The organism is Streptomyces yamdrokensis (assembly GCF_053890455.1).
Genome location: NZ_CM132679.1, coordinates 3,636,073 through 3,651,790 on the forward strand (window position 1 = coordinate 3,636,073; position 15,718 = coordinate 3,651,790).

13 protein-coding genes, 2 rRNA genes and 1 pseudogene are annotated in these 15,718 nt (G+C 68.7%); 8 read left to right on the top strand and 8 right to left on the bottom strand.

From position 1 onward, the window contains the following. The first annotated feature begins 3 nt into the window (after window positions 1-3). Genes ACWZEH_RS16020 through ACWZEH_RS16030 form a run of 3 tightly spaced genes read left to right on the top strand, consistent with a single transcriptional unit; the run spans window position 4 to window position 3,279 of the window. A complete protein-coding gene (locus ACWZEH_RS16020; protein ID WP_456199125.1) occupies window positions 4-1,419 on the top strand; it encodes an ATP-binding protein in 1,416 nt (471 codons plus the stop codon). Window positions 1,420-1,437: 18 nt separating this feature from the next. Then, complete coding sequence (locus ACWZEH_RS16025) at window positions 1,438-3,039, top strand: type VI secretion protein (protein WP_456199127.1); 1,602 nt, start codon at window positions 1,438-1,440, stop codon at window positions 3,037-3,039. Between the two features lie 33 nt (window positions 3,040-3,072). Continuing rightward, window positions 3,073-3,279 carry a hypothetical protein gene (locus ACWZEH_RS16030; RefSeq protein WP_456199129.1) on the top strand — a complete coding sequence of 69 codons (207 nt, stop codon included), beginning with the start codon at window positions 3,073-3,075 and terminating at the stop codon, window positions 3,277-3,279. A gap of 29 nt (window positions 3,280-3,308) precedes the next feature. Here the strand turns inward: ACWZEH_RS16030 and ACWZEH_RS16035 are convergent, their stop codons facing one another. The 3 genes from ACWZEH_RS16035 to ACWZEH_RS16045 form a co-directional block, all read right to left on the bottom strand. Next, window positions 3,309-4,487, bottom strand: coding sequence for a GDSL-type esterase/lipase family protein (locus ACWZEH_RS16035; protein WP_456199131.1), 1,179 nt, complete (start codon window positions 4,485-4,487; stop codon window positions 3,309-3,311). 99 nt (window positions 4,488-4,586) lie between these two features. After that, window positions 4,587-5,156, bottom strand: coding sequence for a TetR/AcrR family transcriptional regulator (locus tag ACWZEH_RS16040; RefSeq protein WP_384019463.1), 570 nt, complete (start codon window positions 5,154-5,156; stop codon window positions 4,587-4,589). Window positions 5,157-5,650: 494 nt separating this feature from the next. Continuing rightward, window positions 5,651-6,265 (bottom strand): VanZ family protein, encoded by a 615-nt coding sequence (locus ACWZEH_RS16045; RefSeq protein ID WP_456199132.1) that lies wholly within the window; start codon window positions 6,263-6,265, stop codon window positions 5,651-5,653. Between the two features lie 173 nt (window positions 6,266-6,438). Between ACWZEH_RS16045 and ACWZEH_RS16050 the strand changes: the two genes are divergently transcribed. Together ACWZEH_RS16050 and ACWZEH_RS16055 are read left to right on the top strand one after the other, a co-directional pair. Further along, the gene (locus ACWZEH_RS16050) at window positions 6,439-7,743 is read left to right on the top strand and encodes a sensor histidine kinase (protein ID WP_456199134.1); all 1,305 of its coding nucleotides are present in this window, start codon (window positions 6,439-6,441) and stop codon (window positions 7,741-7,743) included. Further along, the gene (locus ACWZEH_RS16055; protein ID WP_456199135.1) at window positions 7,740-8,393 is read left to right on the top strand and encodes a response regulator transcription factor; all 654 of its coding nucleotides are present in this window, start codon (window positions 7,740-7,742) and stop codon (window positions 8,391-8,393) included. Before ACWZEH_RS16050 ends, ACWZEH_RS16055 begins: the two co-directional genes overlap by 4 nt. Before the next feature lie 185 nt (window positions 8,394-8,578). On the opposite strand, the gene ACWZEH_RS16060 is transcribed toward ACWZEH_RS16055, so the two are convergent. Together ACWZEH_RS16060 and ACWZEH_RS16065 are read right to left on the bottom strand one after the other, a co-directional pair. Next, window positions 8,579-8,788, bottom strand: coding sequence for a hypothetical protein (locus ACWZEH_RS16060; RefSeq protein ID WP_456199137.1), 210 nt, complete (start codon window positions 8,786-8,788; stop codon window positions 8,579-8,581). Window positions 8,789-8,863: 75 nt separating this feature from the next. Further along, window positions 8,864-9,481: a TetR/AcrR family transcriptional regulator gene (locus ACWZEH_RS16065; protein ID WP_456199139.1), complete on the bottom strand. Its 618-nt coding sequence runs from the start codon at window positions 9,479-9,481 to the stop codon at window positions 8,864-8,866. 62 nt (window positions 9,482-9,543) lie between these two features. Between ACWZEH_RS16065 and ACWZEH_RS16070 the strand changes: the two genes are divergently transcribed. Beyond that, the gene (locus tag ACWZEH_RS16070) at window positions 9,544-10,449 is read left to right on the top strand and encodes an oxidoreductase (RefSeq protein WP_456199140.1); all 906 of its coding nucleotides are present in this window, start codon (window positions 9,544-9,546) and stop codon (window positions 10,447-10,449) included. 49 nt (window positions 10,450-10,498) lie between these two features. Here the strand turns inward: ACWZEH_RS16070 and ACWZEH_RS16075 are convergent, their stop codons facing one another. After that, the gene (locus ACWZEH_RS16075; protein ID WP_456199142.1) at window positions 10,499-11,089 is read right to left on the bottom strand and encodes a GNAT family N-acetyltransferase; all 591 of its coding nucleotides are present in this window, start codon (window positions 11,087-11,089) and stop codon (window positions 10,499-10,501) included. Window positions 11,090-11,216: 127 nt separating this feature from the next. Between ACWZEH_RS16075 and ACWZEH_RS16080 the strand changes: the two are divergent. Both ACWZEH_RS16080 and ACWZEH_RS16085 read left to right on the top strand, forming a co-directional pair. After that, window positions 11,217-11,471: pseudogene (locus tag ACWZEH_RS16080) on the top strand (sensor histidine kinase); the annotation flags it as partial. A 2-nt stretch (window positions 11,472-11,473) separates the two neighbouring features. Then, window positions 11,474-12,103, top strand: coding sequence for a response regulator (locus tag ACWZEH_RS16085; protein WP_456199143.1), 630 nt, complete (start codon window positions 11,474-11,476; stop codon window positions 12,101-12,103). Window positions 12,104-12,165: 62 nt separating this feature from the next. On the opposite strand, the gene rrf is transcribed toward ACWZEH_RS16085, so the two are convergent. Together rrf and ACWZEH_RS16095 are read right to left on the bottom strand one after the other, a co-directional pair. Beyond that, window positions 12,166-12,282, bottom strand: a 5S ribosomal RNA gene (gene rrf / locus ACWZEH_RS16090). Window positions 12,283-12,381: 99 nt separating this feature from the next. Next, window positions 12,382-15,501, bottom strand: a 23S ribosomal RNA gene (locus tag ACWZEH_RS16095). Window positions 15,502-15,718 lie beyond the last annotated feature (217 nt).

Below are 15,718 nucleotides of genomic sequence, written 5' to 3' on the forward strand. Positions count from 1 at the left end.
CTGATGCGGGATCCGCTGTCCGTCGTCACCGACGCCTTCACGTCGTTCCTGTTCGGCAAGGTCGAGACGACACGGCTGCCGGTGCGCACCTCCACGGGCCAGGCGCAGGCCGTCTACCTCCCGACCGCCGCCCCCGGCCTCGGCGACTCCGGCGTCATCATCGGCCGCGAGGTCTACTCCGGCAAGGGCTACATCTACGACCCGTTCCAGCTCTACGGCCAGCAGCTCCCCGCGCCGCACTGGCTGGTCCTCGGCGAGTCCGGCAACGGCAAGTCGGCGCTGGAGAAGACGTACGTCATGCGCCAGCTGCGCTTCCGCGACCGCCAGGTCGTCGTCCTGGACGCGCAGGGCGAGGACGGCGTCGGCGAGTGGAACCTCATCGCGCAGGAACTCGGCATCACTCCCATCCGGCTGGACCCGAGGGCCGCCCTGGACCACGGCATCCGCCTCAACCCGCTCGACCCGTCGATCACCACGACCGGCCAGCTCGCCCTGCTGCGCACCATCATCGAGGTCGCGATGGGGCACGGCCTGGACGAGCGCGCCGGTTTCGCGCTCAAGGTGGCGCACGCCTTCGTCACCGAGACGATCGTCGAACGCCAGCCGGTCCTCACCGACATCGTCGAACGCCTGCGCCACCCCGAGGCGGAGTCGGCGGAGGCGATGAACGTCGCCATAGACGACGTACGGGCCTGGGGCCTGGACGTCGCCCTGGTGCTCGACCGGCTCGTCGACGGTGACCTGCGCGGCATGTTCGACGGCCCGACGACGGTCGGCATCGACCTGGACGCTCCGCTGATCGTCTTCGACCTGTCGCACATCGACCGCAACTCCATCGCCATGCCGATCCTGATGGCGATCGTCGGCGTCTGGCTGGAGCACACCTGGATCCGCCCCGACCGCAAGAAGCGCATCTTCCTGGTCGAGGAGGCCTGGCACATCATCAACAGCCCGTTCGTGGCGCAGCTGTTCCAGCGGCTGCTCAAGTTCGGGCGGCGGCTCGGCCTGTCGTTCGTCGCGGTCGTCCACCACCTGTCCGACGTGGTGGACGGGGCGGCGGCGAAGGAGGCGGCGGCCATCCTCAAGATGGCGTCGACCCGGACCATCTACGCCCAGAAGGCCGACGAGGCACGGGCGACGGGCAGAGTGCTGGGCCTGCCCCGGTGGGCGGTGGAGATCATCCCCTCGCTCACCCCGGGCATCGCCGTCTGGGACGTCAACGGCAACGTGCAGGTGGTCAAACACCTCATCACCGAGACGGAGCGCCCGCTGGTCTTCACCGACCGCGCGATGACCGAGTCCTCCATCGACTTCCTCGCCGCCGACGACGCCCTGCGCGCCGCGGAACTGGAGGCGGAGCAACGGGCGGCGGCCTTCGTGGAACAGCACATCGGCGACTCCGAATCGACGGTGGCGTAGAGGGGGAAGGGAACCGACGTGAGACCGGACGGTCACGGCGGCGGACAGGGTCAGGTGCGGGACGGCCGGGGCGGCGTCCCGGACGGGCTGCTGGTCGGGCTGCTCGCGTTCCTGCTCGGCATCACCCTGATGGTGTGGACGGCCACGGGCCTCGCGGGCCTCTTCGCCCGCGGCTCCTGGCCGTCCGGCGTCACCTTCACCCGCGCCCCGGTCGCCATACGCCACCTCGTCTCCCAGCCCCGCGACGTCCCGGGCGCCTGGCCGGACACCCCGGCCTCGGCCCTCTCGGGGTACGGGTTGTTCTGGGGCCTGTTCATCGGCCAGCTGATGCTGCTGGTCGTCCTCACCGTCTTCGTCCTGGGCACGGTGGCCCGGTGGCGGGCGGTGCGGGCCCGGCAGAAGGCGGAGCGGGCGGCGGGGCGCGCGGCGAGGGCCCCGGCGGTCCCTACGGTCCCGGCGGCAAAGCCGGAACCTTCGCCGGAGCCGGTCCGGCACGAGGTGCCGACCCCGAGAACGGCACCCGGGCCCGTACGGGAACGGGAAACGGAACCGCTCCCGGCCACGGCCCCACCGCAGGAGGCCGAACCCGCCCCCACCGAAGTCCTCCCGCCGCCGAAGAACCCGGCCCCCTCGGCTCTCGCGGTCCACTCCCCGTCCTCCGAGCCGGTGGTCTACGGCCCTCCGGACGCCCGTCGTACCGCCGCCGCCGCGGCCGTACGGGACGCGGAGGGCCCCGCCCTCGTCCTGACTTCGAACCCCGCCCTCTGGGAGGAGACGAAGGACGCGCGGGCCAAGCTCGGCCCCACCCACCTCTACGACCCGACCCACCGCTGCGACACCCCGGCCCGCCTCCACTGGTCGCCCACCAGCGGCTGCGAGGACAGGGACACGGCCGTCGCGCGCGCCGCCGCCCTGCTGGCCCCGGTCCGTCCCGCCTCCCGCCTCGACCAGGCCGTCAGCGACACCGCCCAGACCCTCCTGCGCTGCTACCTGCACGCCGCCGCCATCGACGGCCGTACCGTCCGTCACGTCCACCGCTGGGCGCAGGGCACCCAGGTCCAGGACGCGGTACGCATCCTGCGCACCAGCCCGAAGGCGGCCCCGGGCGCCGCCGGCGAACTGGAGTCGACGCTCACCGCCCACCCGGAACGCCGGGACATCGCACAGCAACTGACGACGCGTGCGCTGTCGGCCCTGTCGACGGTCAACGTCCGCGAGGCCTGCACACCCGACCGAACTGATGCGCTCGCCCTGGATTCCTTCGTCCACGAAGGGGGCACGCTCTACGTGGTGGGTGAGTCCATCGAGGATCCCCGCACCCGCCCGGGTGCGATGCCGTTGCTGACGGCCCTCACCGCAAGCGTGGTCGAGCACGGCCGGCGCATGGCCGAACGGTCATCCTCCGGTCGGCTCGACCCACCATTCACGCTGGTCCTGGACGACGTGGCGGCCGTGGCCCCGCTCCCCCAGCTCCCGGACCTCCTCGCCACCGGCCCGGACCGGGGCATGCCCGCCCTGGCCCTCCTCCGCTCCCGCGAGCAGTCCCGCGCCCGCTGGCCGCACGACGGACTCGGCCTCGGCCTCGGCCTCGGCGAGAACCGGTACAGCGGTTACCGATGAGAACGATCGGTTTCGCGCGCCGCCTGCGGCGAGGTGCGTTCTGACGCCGGGCGCGTTCTCCTCGCCGGAGAGGTCCGTGATCCCGGCGGTGTCGACCGGACACCGGGAGAGGCCCGCGGCTGGAGCCGTCGGATCGCCGACGGCGTCGACCGGGCTCCGGTCATCGTGCTGTCCGGCCAGTGCGAGGGTGGGCCGGTCCGGTACTCCGGGCTCTCCCCCAACAGCAGCGAGGCCGCGTAGTGACCGCGGTCTGCGCGACCGCGGTGTGGTCAGCCGGTCCTGGCGGCGAAGGGGCCGCCGTCGCCGAACGCGAGCCGCGCGAAGTTCTCGCCGATGCGGCGGTGTCCCGCGGGGTCGGGGTGGATCTCGTCGGGCAGTGGCAGTTCGGCGTAGTCCTTCTCGCCGTAGAGGTCACGGCCGTCGAGGTAGTGCAGGTTCGTGTCGTCGGCCGCCCGCTGTTCGACGATCCGGGCGAGTTCATCACGGATGACGTTGAGCGTCAGGCGCCCGGCGGCGCGCTCGGCGGGGTCGCCCGTGGCCTTGAACCGCAGGGTCCCGCCGTCGAAGTCGGGCGCGAGGGGGCCGGGAGTGTCCTCCTGGACCGGGCACAGGGTGGGGGACACGACCAGCAGCGGCGTGGTCGGATGCCCCTCGCGGATGGTGTCGAGGAAGCCGTGGACCGCGGGGGTGAAGGCGCGCAGGCGCATCACGTCGGCGTTGACGATGTTTGTGCCGATCTTGAGGCTGATCAGGTCCGCGGGGGCGTCCCGCATCGCACGGGCGGTGAACGGGTCGAGCAGCGCGCTGCCGCTGAACCCCAGGTTGACCAGTTCCACGCCGCCCCGGGCCGCGGCCAGGACCGGCCAGACAGCGGTCGGGTGGGAGGCGTTCGAGCCGTGGCTGATGGAACTTCCGTGGTGCAACCACACCCTGCGCCCGTGGTCCGGTGCCGGCTCGACCGGGGCATCGGTGCGCAGGGCGATCAGCTCGGTGATCTCCGTGTGCGGAAGCCAGATCTCGACGTCCTTGTCGCGCGCCGGCAGACCGGCGAACCGGGCGGTACCGGCAGGGCCCTCCCGCAGTTCGGCGGACTGGGTGACCATGTCGACAACCGTGCGGACGTTACCGCCGGTCACCGTGGCCTGGGCGGTGAGCCGGCCGTCGACCAGCAGGTCGTACACACCGTCCGCCGGGGCCGGGAAACCCCGGTAGACCCGCTTGGTGGGCAGCGTGTCCAGTTCGATGGTGGTGGCCCGGGTGCGGAAGGCCAGCCGCACGCCGGAGGGCTGGGCCTCGGCCACGGCCAGTTGGTCGTCGGGGATCTGCCGACGCGCCCGAGCGGGCAGCCGATGCGGCAGCAGGCCGTGCGCGGTCGGTTCCACGTCGAGGAAACCGCGCAGGATGTCCGCGGTGACGGGTGTGGTGATCCAGTCGTGCTCAGTGCTCATTGCCCATTGCCCCAGCCTGTTGATCAGGATTTCCGGATTGGTTCGGGTACGCCGGTGCGCGGCGCGGTGGACCGCCTCCGGCGGCACGGCCCCCGTCGGTCAGGGCGTGGTCCGGTTTCGCAGCAGAGCGTCGAGGGAGTCCAGGGTCCAGGCCCAGGACTCCTGCGAGTCGACGGCGGTGTGGCTGAAGCCTCCGGCCATCTCCAGGCTGACGTAGCCGTGGAAGACGCTGCCCAGCATCCGGACCGCGTGCGTCTGGTCCGGCTCCGTCAGGTCGTAGCCGCGCAGGATCGCCCGCGTCATCTGTGCGTGCCGCACCCCGGCGCTGGCGGCCGCCGTCTCGGGGTCGAGCCTGAGCCGGGCGGCGGCGTAGCGACCGGGATGCTCCCGGGCGTAGTCGCGGTAGGCATCCGCGAAGGCGGCCAGGGCGTCCTTGCCGGCTCGCCCCGCCAGGGCGGCGGCGACCCGGTCGGCGAGTTCCTCCAGCGCGAACAGGGCGATCCTGGTCTTGAGGTCCTGGGAGTTCTTCAGGTGCGAGTACAGACTCGCGACCTTGACGTCGAACCGCCGGGCGAGCGCCGAGACGGTCACCTGGTCGAAGCCGACCTCGTCGGCCAGTTCCGCCCCCGCCCGGGTCAGGCGCTCCGGGGTCAGCCCTGCTCGAACCATAATCTTCCTCCCAGTCGACGACAAGTATTATGCATTTACCTAATAGCTTTAGGCAAATGACAGATGCCGGGATCGGCCCTGGGACTGGTGAGCTCGCATGTAGAGGTGTCGCGTATGCCTTACGGCCGCGGCCCGCATGTCACCGTAAGTGTTCGTCGGGCTGTATCGCCGGCATCGGGGCCGAGTCGGCCCTCGCTGCCGAGCTGCCGAGATGTCCGAGGTCCTTCACGGTGGGAGGACGCCATGGCGAGCCACCGAGCGCATCGTCCCGCCGGCCGCACCCCATGTGGACGAGGTCTGCCTGGGCGTGCCGCTCACGGCGGGGTTCAACGTGGACATCATCAGAGCCGGACCCTCGCGCAACGGCCGAAGACTTGCTTCTTTGCGAAAAGGCTCATCGGCTCGGATGAGGCAGCCGCAACGCGGAGTACGCGCGGCCGACGTGCCCGCGTTCCCGTCCCTCCCCGCACGTCGTCCCCCGGCCCTTTCGTACGTCAGCCCGCGACCGGGGCAGGGGAGCGGCGCGACGGGTCCGCCGTGCCGAGGCCGACGGCCGAACCGGGCAGGGCGGCGCCGCGCAGTGCACCGCCCAGCGCCTCCGTGCGGAGCGCGGCCCGCGACAGCGCCCAGCCGATCAGGCCGCCGAGCGTATTGGCGATCACGTCGTTGATGTCGACCGACCGGCCGTTGTTGAAGAGGATGTACGAGAGCATCTGCGCACTCTCGATCGCCGCACTGGCCAGCGCGGTCAGCGCGGTGACGCGCCCCGCCGAGGTGGCCCGCGACGATATGAGGGGGAGCAGCAGGCCCAGCGGGACCAGCATGACGACGTTGGGCAGGGCACTGACGTCCATGGTGAGCAGAGGAAGCCAGTTCAGCTGGTTGTACCAGGGCATCAGGTTCGCGCCTTCGCCCCAGGTGATGTCGAGCGGGAAGACGGTGATGGACAGCACCGCCGCCGCGTACAGCACGACGGTGAAGCGGAGCACCGCGTGCCGCCCGGTGCGCCCTGCCGTCCCGCGCCGCGCACGGATGGCGAGGACGACGGCGTATGCCGCGAGCAGCGGCCCGAGCACGAGGGCGGCGCCGATCTGGAATGACACGTTCATGGTGGGGTCCTCGCAGGCTGGGCGACGGGGGTCGTCGGGCGACGACGGGTTGACGATGACGACTCTGCCGCCGGCCACACGCCTGCCGTATCCGCTGAAAGGCCGGTCCGTCGTCGTGCGGCTATGACTTTCGGCCGAGGCCGGCCCGCCCGGCCGACGGATATCTTCGGGGCATGCGGTGCTCACCCCTCTCATCCAGTCGTGCGGCGGCCCTCGCCAAGGCGGGGGGCGTCATCGCGGCCTGCGTCGCGATGGCGGCGGCGCTGCTGGACCTGCGGATGGGCACGTTCCGGCAGCCGGTCACCGGCACCCCGCTGCTGATCTCGGCCGCCGTGGCCGCGGTCGCCCTGGTGCTGCTTCCGCGGCTGTCGGCGGCCGGCGTCGCATGGGCCGCCTGCGGGGCGGGGGCCGTCTCGCTGGGGTGCTCGTCGGCTCTCCGCCTCCGTTCGGACGGGGCGGGGGACCTCGGCCCGGCGGCCTCGTCCGCGTACGGGGCTTTCGAGCCCGTGGCCCTGCTCGTCCTGCTGCTGTTCTCCGCGCGCCGGGTCACGCCCCTGGGGGCCGGGCTCGGGGTGCCCCTGCTCACCGCCGCCGTGGTGCTGCGACCGCTGGCGATCCGGGTGCAGGAGGGCAGTACGACCGTCGCGCTCTTCCTCACCCTGCTCACCAGCGCCGCGCTCGCCGCAGGGCTCACCGCCCGGCTGGTGGTGGCCGCCCGGGAGCAGCGGGACGAGCGGGTCCGGCTCGACCAGCGGGTGGACTTCGCCCGCGACCTGCACGACTTCGTCGCCCACCATGTGACGGGCATCGTCGTCCAGGCCCAGGGTGCCCGGGCCGTCGCGGCGAGGAACCCCGAGCTGGTGGAGCCCGCCCTGGAACTCATAGAGCGGACCGGCGCCGAGGCACTGGAGGCCATGCGGCGGATGGTGGGCGCCCTGAGAGAGGAAGCCGGGGTCGGGGCGGGAGCCGGTGCGGGGGTTCCGTTGCCTGTGGACAGCGGGCTCGACGGGGTCCGGTCCCTGGTCGACGGCTTCGCGTACCCGGGGGCGCGTATCCGGCTCGTCGAGCGGGGCCCGCTCGACGGCATACCGGCGGAGGTGGCGAGCAGCATCCACCGGGTGGTGATGGAGGCCCTGACCAATGTGGCCAGGCACTCCCACGGCTGCGGCACGGTCGAGGTGCTGCTGACCGCCGCGCCCGGAGGAGCGGTCGACGTCGAGATCCGCGACGACGGAGACGGCCGACGCGCCCCGGGCGGCGGGAGCGGCAGGAGCGGGAACGGCTACGGCTACGGACTGCGAGGGCTGCGCGAGCGGGTCGCCCTGGCCGGCGGAACCCTTCGGGCCGGTCCCAGGGGCGGTGACGGGGGCGGTTGGACGGTGGCGGCCTCGTTCTCCGGCGCTTCGGCCGCGTTCCACGGCGATGCGGGTGACGGCCGCGCCGCGGGCCTCCACGCCGGAAGAGGCGGGACCGGATGACGACGATCCGTGTGCTGATCGCGGACGACCAGGCCATCGTCCGTACGGGTATGGCCATGATCCTCGCGGCCGAGGACGGCATCGAGGTCGTCGCGCAGGCCCGGGACGGCCTGGAAGCGGTCGAGCAGGTGGCCCGGCACCGTCCGGACGTCGTGCTGATGGACATCCGGATGCCCCGACTCGACGGCCTGGAGGCGCTGCGGCTGCTCACCCGCCCCGGGGTGGTTCATGTGCCGAGGGTGGTGATGGTGACGACCTTCGACGACGACGAGTACGTGCACCACGCGCTGCGGGGCGGTGCCTGCGGCTTTCTGCTGAAGGACGCCGGGCCCCGGCTGCTTGCGGAGGCCGTACGGTCGGCGGCCCTGGGCGAGGCGCTGATCAGCCCGTCCGTCACGGTGCGGCTGCTCCAGCGGTTCACCGAACCGGCCCGGCAGCGGGCCCGGCCACCCGGCGGGGCGCTGTCCCGGCGGGAGGAGGACGTCGTCGGCCTGGTGGCCCGGGGACACACCAACGCGGAGATCGCCGCCGGGCTCCACATCAGCACCGGTACGGTCAAGGCGCACCTCAGCAACATCCAGAGCAAGCTCGGCGCCCGCAACCGTGTGGAGATCGCGGCATGGGCGTGGGAGTCGGGCCTGGTGCGTTGAGCTGCTCACCGCCCGCCCGCCGGGCGATGGCGTGAGGCTGCTCACCGCCCGCCGGTCGGTCGGCTCGAGAGCCCCCGGACGACGAAGCCGGAGCGACCTCGGTACCGCACTGGATCTCACGTCGTCCACGTCGTCCACGTCGAGGACGAGCGAGGCTCAGCGGACCCGGCGTGAGCACCCGCGCTTCACCGCTGGTGATCGCCGGAGGCGTATCGGTTCCAGGTCCCGCCGGTTTCGGTGACCGGGCGGGTGGCGGCCTCGTCGTGACGGCCGAGTGCCTCCGCGATGACGGGGGCCGGGGCTTGGAGGAGGAGCTGACGGATCGCGGAGGTCCTGCCGCGCTGCGGAGGGGCGCCGATCTCACGCAGGTGGACTCGAAGGCCGACCGGGTTCACGGGCTGTCCGGGCTGACGGCCGGGGAAGAGCCACTGTGAGCTGCTGCTGTTGGCGCGGGGCAGGCGTCGGGAGCCTTACGCAAGCGGGCGGGCACCGCGCAGGAACTGCTCGACCGCGGTCTCCACCAGCCCGTCGAGCAGTTCCGGCCGGACGATGTTGCCGTTGATGATCGAAGCGATGCCCTGGAGGGTCGCGAACAGGACGATCCCGATCCGCTCGGGTTCGCCCGCCTGGAGCGCTCCCTGCTCCTGGCCCTGGATGATCAGGTCGTTCATGAGCCCGAACGGCGCTTCCGCCGCCTTGACGATCCGCTCCGCACCCGGCCGGTGCTTGCTGGTGTACATCAGCTCGAGGAGCGCCGCGTTCTCGGTGGCGAAGCGGGTGTAGGCCGTCATGGCGGCCCGTACGCGCGAGGGGAAGTCCTCGTCCGGGCCCGCCGGCGCGGTGCGCAGCGCCGTGTCCAGCCGGGCGAACCCGTCCTCGGCGAGCGCGTCGAGCAGTGCCTGGCGGTCCGGGAAGTGCCGACGCGGCGCGGCGTGACTGACGCCGACCTCCCGGGCCAGGTCGCGCAGCGACAGCTGGTCCGCGCCACGCTCCCGCAGGCCGCGCGCGGCCGCGTCGAGCAGGGCGGCCCGGAGGTTGCCGTGATGGTAGGGCCTCTCTTCGGCGGCGTCCGCGGTCACGTCTGACATGACCCCACCCTAACAGCGTGTACCCATTGACTACTTTGTTGTCAGCGTCTACTTTGTGGTTCATGGCAACATCAGCGTTCTCCACCGCGGACATTCCGGCCATGACGGGCCGCACGATCGTCGTCACCGGCGCGAACAGCGGAATCGGCCGCGTCGCCGCCCGCGTCCTCGCCGCCAAGGGGGCGCGCGTCGTGTTCGCCGTACGCGACACCGAGAAAGGGCGCGAGGCGGCCGCCGGGGTGTCCGGCCGCACCGAGGTCCGCCGGCTCGACCTCGCCGACCTCTCCTCGGTCCGCGCGTTCGCCGAGGACCTCACCGACCCCGTCGACGTACTGGTCAACAACGCGGGCGTGATGATCCCGCCGTTCTCCCGCACGGCCGACGGCTTCGAGCTGCAGTTCGGCACCAACCACCTGGGGCACTTCGCGCTCACGAACCTCCTCCTGCCGCAGATCCGGGAGCGGGTCGTCACCCTCTCGTCCAACGGCCACAAGGTGGGCTCGATCGACTTCGACGACCTCAACTGGGAACGCAAGCCGTACCGGGCGATGCCCGCGTACGCGCAGTCCAAGCTCGCCAACCTGCTGTTCACCTCGGAGCTCCAGCGCCGGCTCACCGAGGCCGGCTCCTCCGTGATCGCCACCGCCGCGCACCCGGGCCTGGCGGCCACCAACCTGCTGAGGTACGACGGCCGGGGACGTGTCCGCCACCGCGTGAGGACCGCGGTGGCGGGCCTCCTCACACAGAGCGAGGACACCGGCGCCCTCCCCACCCTCTACGCGGCCGTCGCGGACGTCCCCGGCGACAGCTACGCGGGTCCGAGCGGCTTCATGGAAGGCCGCGGCTCCCCGGAACTGGTCGGCCGCTCGGCGAAGGCGCAGGACGCGGAGGTGGCCCGCCGTCTGTGGGAGGCCTCCGAAGACCTGACGGGAGTCACCTTCCCCCGCTCCGCTCTCCGGACCGGCTGACCCGTGCCGACAGTGGCCGTCCCGGCGTCAGGGCAGGTGCCGGTGTCCCTCAGCGCTCGACGACCATCTCGATCTCGCGCTCGTCCGGCTTCCCCTCCAACGGCACGGTCGTCCCGCTCTCGGTGAATCCCGCCTTTCGGTAGAAGCCGAGAGCCCGTCCGTTGTCGGGGTGCACGATGAGCCGCACCCGCTCCGTCCCCCGCGCCCACGCCCACTCCAGCGCGGCTTCGAACAACGACCTGGTGAGCCCGTGTCCCCGGTGCTCGGGCCCTACGTACACCCCGACGAGATGCCCCTGCCGCCGCTCGACGGGGTACCCGGCCCAGTCCGTCGTGCCGGCCTCCTCGATCAGCACGGCCACCGTGCCCACCAGAACACCGTCCGCCGTCTCGGCGACGAACTGCCGCACCCCTCCCGCCTCCTCGGCCGCGTTCGCCGTCCGCTCCTGCCAGTACGCGTCCGGACGGGCTGCCGCCGTCTCGTAGGTCTCCAGGAAGGCGATGGGCGCGACCGGGTCCCGCAGCGCGGTGAGCCGCAGCGCCCGCACCGCAGCCCACTCCGCGGCCCGCACGGGCCGGACCACGTACTCCCCGCAGAGGGCGCCGCCCCTCTCCCCTCCCCCGGAACGCGCAGTACTCATAACGGTCACCGTAGTACCGGGGTATCACCCTCCTCACCCGGATTACCGCCCGTGGACCGACGTCCCGCGCCCTCACCCGGACGAGCATCGAAGCCCAAGTGTTTCCCCGACGGACGGACCCACCACCATGGACCTCGTGGCGGCGGACCGGAGAGCACCCGCAGCAGAGGGGACGAGGCATCCGACGGGCGAGCGCGCCGCCGAACCCCTCACCCAGTACGTCCAGCGCGTCACCCGGCGGGTGCGCGCCTTCGACCGGCGCCACCCGCTGCTGTGGGACCTGCACGTCACCGGCTTCTGGCTGACCGCTGCCCTCATCGACGTCCTCGGCGGCGGCTGGCGCACCATCACCCACAACGCCGACAGCCCAAGCCGGCTTCTCCCATGCTGCTGGAGAGCCAGGACGACATGACGGTCCTCGGCGAGGCGTCGGGCGGCAGCGAAGCGATCCGTATGACAGCCGAACTGCACCCCGACGTCGTCCTGATGGACATCCGCATGCCCGGCATGGACGGCATCGAGGCCACCCGCCACATCGTCTCCGCCGGCGACCGCACCCGCGTCCTCATCCTCACGACGTTCGACCTCGACGAGTACGCCTACGCAGGCCTCCGCGCCGGCGCCTCCGGCTTCCTCGTCAAGGACGCCCAGCCGGAGGACCTCCTCTCCGGAATCCGCTCCGTGGCCACCGGCGACGCGGTCGTCGCACCCGGCCTGACCCGCCGTCTCCTCGACGCCTACGCCCACCACTTGCCGGCACCGGCCCGCCAGGGCCCTTCCACGTCCACGACTCCGCCCACCGACCCCCGTCTGGACTCCCTCACCGAACGCGAACGCGAGATCCTCACTGTCATCGGCCAGGGCTGGACCAACACGGAGATCGCCACCCGCCTCCACCTCGCCGAATCGACGGTGAAAACCCACGTGGGCCGCATCCTCGCGAAGACGGGCTCGAGGGATCGCATCCAGGCAGTGATCCTGGCGTACGACACCAAGCTGGTGGAGCCGTCATAAACCCACGGGAAACGCAGAAAGCCCCGTGCCGAATGGCACGGGGCTTTCCCTTCACAAAAATTGTTCGGCGGCGTCCTACTCTCCCACAGGGTCCCCCCTGCAGTACCATCGGCGCGGTAAGGCTTAGCTTCCGGGTTCGGAATGTAACCGGGCGTTTCCCCTACGCTATGACCACCGAAACACTATGAAACAATCAATCCAACCGCACCACACACCGTCCGGGGACGGGTGCGGGGTTGTTCGTGGTTTCAGAACCAACACAGTGGACGCGAGCAACTGAGGACAAGCCCTCGGCCTATTAGTACCGGTCAACTCCACACGTTGCCGTGCTTCCATATCCGGCCTATCAACCCAGTCGTCTACTGGGAGCCTTACCCTCTTATAGAGGTGGGAGTCCTCATCTCGAAGCAGGCTTCCCGCTTAGATGCTTTCAGCGGTTATCCCTCCCGAACGTAGCCAACCAGCCATGCCCTTGGCAGGACAACTGGCACACCAGAGGTTCGTCCGTCCCGGTCCTCTCGTACTAGGGACAGCCCTTCTCAAGACTCCTACGCGCACAGCGGATAGGGACCGAACTGTCTCACGACGTTCTAAACCCAGCTCGCGTACCGCTTTAATGGGCGAACAGCCCAACCCTTGGGACCGACTCCAGCCCCAGGATGCGACGAGCCGACATCGAGGTGCCAAACCATCCCGTCGATATGGACTCTTGGGGAAGATCAGCCTGTTATCCCCGGGGTACCTTTTATCCGTTGAGCGACGGCGCTTCCACAAGCCACCGCCGGATCACTAGTCCCGACTTTCGTCCCTGCTCGACCCGTCGGTCTCACAGTCAAGCTCCCTTGTGCACTTACACTCAACACCTGATTACCAACCAGGCTGAGGGAACCTTTGGGCGCCTCCGTTACTCTTTAGGAGGCAACCGCCCCAGTTAAACTACCCATCAGACACTGTCCCTGATCCGGATCACGGACCCAGGTTAGACATCCAGCACGACCAGACTGGTATTTCAACGACGACTCCACCACCACTGGCGTGGCAGCTTCAAAGTCTCCCAGCTATCCTACACAAGCCGAACCGAACACCAATATCAAACTGTAGTAAAGGTCCCGGGGTCTTTCCGTCCTGCTGCGCGAAACGAGCATCTTTACTCGTAGTGCAATTTCACCGGGCCTATGGTTGAGACAGTCGAGAAGTCGTTACGCCATTCGTGCAGGTCGGAACTTACCCGACAAGGAATTTCGCTACCTTAGGATGGTTATAGTTACCACCGCCGTTTACTGGCGCTTAAGTTCTCAGCTTCGCCACCCCGAAGAGTGACTAACCGGTCCCCTTAACGTTCCAGCACCGGGCAGGCGTCAGTCCGTATACATCGCCTTACGGCTTCGCACGGACCTGTGTTTTTAGTAAACAGTCGCTTCTCGCTGGTCTCTGCGGCCACACCCAGCTCAGAGGGAAAACCCCATCACCGGACATGGCCCCCCTTCTCCCGAAGTTACGGGGGCATTTTGCCGAGTTCCTTAACCATAGTTCACCCGAACGCCTCGGTATTCTCTACCTGACCACCTGAGTCGGTTTAGGGTACGGGCCGCCATGAAACTCGCTAGAGGCTTTTCTCGACAGCATAGGATCATCCACTTCACCACAATCGGCTCGGCATCAGGTCTCACCCACATGCCATCCGGATTTACCTGGATGACGGGCTACACCCTTACCCCGGGACAACCACCGCCCGGGCTGGACTACCTTCCTGCGTCACCCCATCACTCACCTACTAACCGCTTGGGCCGGCGGCTCCACCACTTTCCATTCCCCGAAGGGTCCGGAACGGCTTCACGGCCTTAGCATCACGATGCTCGATGTTTGACGCTTCACAGCGGGTACCGGAATATCAACCGGTTATCCATCGACTACGCCTGTCGGCCTCGCCTTAGGTCCCGACTTACCCTGGGCAGATCAGCTTGACCCAGGAACCCTTAGTCAATCGGCGCACACGTTTCTCACGTGTGTATCGCTACTCATGCCTGCATTCTCACTCGTGAACCGTCCACAACTCGCTTCCGCGGCTGCTTCACCCGGCACACGACGCTCCCCTACCCATCCATACGGGCGTTGGCCCTGTTGTATGAATGACACGACTTCGGCGGTACGCTTGAGCCCCGCTACATTGTCGGCGCGGAATCACTAGACCAGTGAGCTATTACGCACTCTTTCAAGGGTGGCTGCTTCTAAGCCAACCTCCTGGTTGTCTGTGCGACTCCACATCCTTTCCCACTTAGCGTACGCTTGGGGGCCTTAGTCGATGCTCTGGGCTGTTTCCCTCTCGACCATGGAGCTTATCCCCCACAGTCTCACTGCCGCGCTCTCACTTACCGGCATTCGGAGTTTGGCTAAGGTCAGTAACCCGGTAGGGCCCATCGCCTATCCAGTGCTCTACCTCCGGCAAGAAACACACGACGCTGCACCTAAATGCATTTCGGGGAGAACCAGCTATCACGGAGTTTGATTGGCCTTTCACCCCTAACCACAGGTCATCCCCCAGGTTTTCAACCCTGGTGGGTTCGGTCCTCCACGAAGTCTTACCTCCGCTTCAACCTGCCCATGGCTAGATCACTCCGCTTCGGGTCTTGAGCATGCTACTGAAACGCCCTGTTCGGACTCGCTTTCGCTACGGCTTCCCCACTCGGGTTAACCTCGCAACACACCGCAAACTCGCAGGCTCATTCTTCAAAAGGCACGCAGTCACGACGCAAGGACAAGTCCTTGCGCGACGCTCCCACGGCTTGTAGGCACACGGTTTCAGGTACTATTTCACTCCGCTCCCGCGGTACTTTTCACCATTCCCTCACGGTACTATCCGCTATCGGTCACCAGGGAATATTTAGGCTTAGCGGGTGGTCCCGCCAGATTCACACGGGATTTCTCGGGCCCCGTGCTACTTGGGTGTCTCTCAAACGAGCCGCTGATGTTTCGACTACGGGGGTCTTACCCTCTACGCCGGACCTTTCGCATGTCCTTCGCCTACATCAACGGTTTCTGACTCGTCCCACGGCCGGCAGACCGTGAAAGAGAGATCCCACAACCCCGCATGCGCAACCCCTGCCGGGTCTCACACACATACGGTTTGGCCTCATCCGGTTTCGCTCGCCACTACTCCCGGAATCACGGTTGTTTTCTCTTCCTGCGGGTACTGAGATGTTTCACTTCCCCGCGTTCCCTCCACATACCCTATGTGTTCAGGTATGGGTGACAGCCCATGACGACTGCCGGGTTTCCCCATTCGGACACCCCCGGATCAAAGCCTGGTTGACGACTCCCCGGGGCCTATCGTGGCCTCCCACGTCCTTCATCGGTTCCTGGTGCCAAGGCATCCACCGTGCGCCCTTAAAAACTTGGCCACAGATGCTCGCGTCCACTGTGCAGTTCTCAAACAACGACCAACCACCCATCACCCCCGGCAACAACCGGAGTTCACTGGGGTCGGCATCCCGAAGACAGACCTTACGGCCGTGCCCTCAGACACCCAACAGCGTGCCCGGCACTCCCCGCCGCCTCCCTCGACGTTCCACACCCGTGCGGGCAGTACTGGAAGAAGAAGACGATCAAGAGTGCCGA

Excerpts from the sequence above, each read along its gene's own strand:
- ACWZEH_RS16045 (WP_456199132.1), bottom strand. The coding sequence starts at position 6,265 with ATGAACGTGTCATTCCAGATCGGCGCCGCCCTCGTGCTCGGGCCGCTG.
- ACWZEH_RS16085 (WP_456199143.1), top strand. The coding sequence starts at position 11,474 with ATGCTGCTGGAGAGCCAGGACGACATGACGGTCCTCGGCGAGGCGTCG.
- ACWZEH_RS16055 (WP_456199135.1), top strand. The coding sequence starts at position 7,740 with ATGACGACGATCCGTGTGCTGATCGCGGACGACCAGGCCATCGTCCGT.
- ACWZEH_RS16075 (WP_456199142.1), bottom strand. The coding sequence starts at position 11,089 with ATGAGTACTGCGCGTTCCGGGGGAGGGGAGAGGGGCGGCGCCCTCTGC.
- ACWZEH_RS16065 (WP_456199139.1), bottom strand. The coding sequence starts at position 9,481 with ATGTCAGACGTGACCGCGGACGCCGCCGAAGAGAGGCCCTACCATCAC.
- ACWZEH_RS16050 (WP_456199134.1), top strand. The coding sequence starts at position 6,439 with ATGCGGTGCTCACCCCTCTCATCCAGTCGTGCGGCGGCCCTCGCCAAG.
- ACWZEH_RS16020 (WP_456199125.1), top strand. The coding sequence starts at position 4 with ATGCGGGATCCGCTGTCCGTCGTCACCGACGCCTTCACGTCGTTCCTG.
- ACWZEH_RS16035 (WP_456199131.1), bottom strand. The coding sequence starts at position 4,487 with ATGAGCACTGAGCACGACTGGATCACCACACCCGTCACCGCGGACATC.
- ACWZEH_RS16070 (WP_456199140.1), top strand. The coding sequence starts at position 9,544 with ATGGCAACATCAGCGTTCTCCACCGCGGACATTCCGGCCATGACGGGC.
- ACWZEH_RS16040 (WP_384019463.1), bottom strand. The coding sequence starts at position 5,156 with ATGGTTCGAGCAGGGCTGACCCCGGAGCGCCTGACCCGGGCGGGGGCG.